Origin of the sequence: Nocardia miyunensis NBRC 108239, from assembly GCF_001613065.1 — a bacterium.
Taxonomy (GTDB): Bacteria; Actinomycetota; Actinomycetes; order Mycobacteriales; family Mycobacteriaceae; genus Nocardia; species Nocardia miyunensis.
This window is the reverse complement of sequence record NZ_BDBQ01000192.1, coordinates 1-1346: the sequence shown is the minus strand read 5'-3', so window position 1 is coordinate 1346 and position 1346 is coordinate 1. Positions and strand designations below refer to the sequence as shown.

Genomic DNA, 1346 nt, shown 5'->3' with positions numbered 1-1346 from the left:
TTAGTTTCCGGTCGGGGTGATCCGGCCTTCGAATGCGATAGCGAACGCGTTCAATGCGGGCTTCCATCGCATCGCCCATCGTGCCATACCCGTGCCGGTCGGGTCGAGTGAACGAGTCACCAGGTACAGGCATTTCAACGCGGACTGTTCTGTGGGGAAGTGGCCGCGGGCCCGCACCGCGCGCCGGTAGCGGGCATTGAGCGACTCGATCGCGTTGGTGGAGCAGATGACACGGCGTATCTCCACGTCATAGTCCAGGAACGGTGTGAACTCGCTCCACGCGTTCTCCCACAACCGCACGATCGCGGGATACTGCTGCCCCCACGTGCCAGCGAACTCGCCGAATCGTTCCTTCGCGGCGGCTTCGGTAGGCGCGGTGTAGACCGGTTTGAGGTCTTTGCTCATCCGGTCCCAGTTCTGCCGGGCTGCGTAGCGGAAGGTGTTGCGCAGCAGGTGGATCACGCAGGTTTGCACCACCGTGGCCGGCCATACGGTGTTGATCGCCTCGGGCAAGCCCTTGAGCCCGTCGCAGACCGCGATACACACATCGGCCACGCCACGGTTCTTGATCTCGGTCAACACCTGCAACCAATACTTGGCGCCTTCACCACCGTCCCCGGCCCACAACCCCAGGATGTCGCGCTCACCCGCGACGGTGACGCCCAGGACCACGTAGATCGGGCGGTTCGCGACCTTGCCTTCCCGGATCTTCACATGGATACAGTCGATGAACAGGACCGGATACACCCGGTCCAGGGGCCGGTTGCACCAGTCGGTCATCTCCGCGACCACCTTCTCGGTGATCGCCGAGACCGTGTCCTTGGACACCGAGGCCCCATAAATTTCGGCGAAGTGCGCCGAAATCTCCCCGGTGGTCAGTCCTTTCGCTGAGAGCGACAGCACGATCTCATCGACGCCGGACAGGCGCCGCTGGCGTTTACGCACGATCTTCGGCTCGAAGCTGGAGTTCGTGTCGCGGGGCACGTCGATCTCGACCGGACCGATCTCGGTGACCACCGTTTTGGAACGAGTTCCGTTGCGGGAGTTACCCGTTCCACGACCAGCCGGATCGTGTTTCTCGTATCCGACGTGCTCGGTCATCTCCGCTTCGAGCGCGGTTTCCAGCACGGTCTTGGTCAGCTGGTTGAGCAGCCCACCTGGGCCGACCAGGTCGATGCCCTGTTCCTTGGCCTGGGCCAGCAACTGCTCGGCCAGCCTCTTCGTCTCCGCCGCGTCCTTGTTCGCCACGGCCTCGAGTGTCTCCGACATTCGTCGGTCCTTCCTGCCGAACCATCAGGTTCAGCTCATCGGACCGAGATCAGATCCGCCGTCTTTCCGATAGTCCC

Annotated in this window: 1 protein-coding gene; it reads right to left on the bottom strand. The window is 62.9% G+C overall.

The window, feature by feature from the left end; genetic code table 11:
* Complete coding sequence (locus NM2_RS46930) at positions 1-1269, bottom strand: IS256 family transposase (protein WP_067684306.1); 1269 nt, start codon at positions 1267-1269, stop codon at positions 1-3.
* Positions 1270-1346 lie beyond the last annotated feature (77 nt).

Coding starts and splice junctions, on each gene's coding strand:
- NM2_RS46930 (WP_067684306.1), bottom strand. CDS start 1,269: ATGTCGGAGACACTCGAGGCCGTGGCGAACAAGGACGCGGCGGAGACG.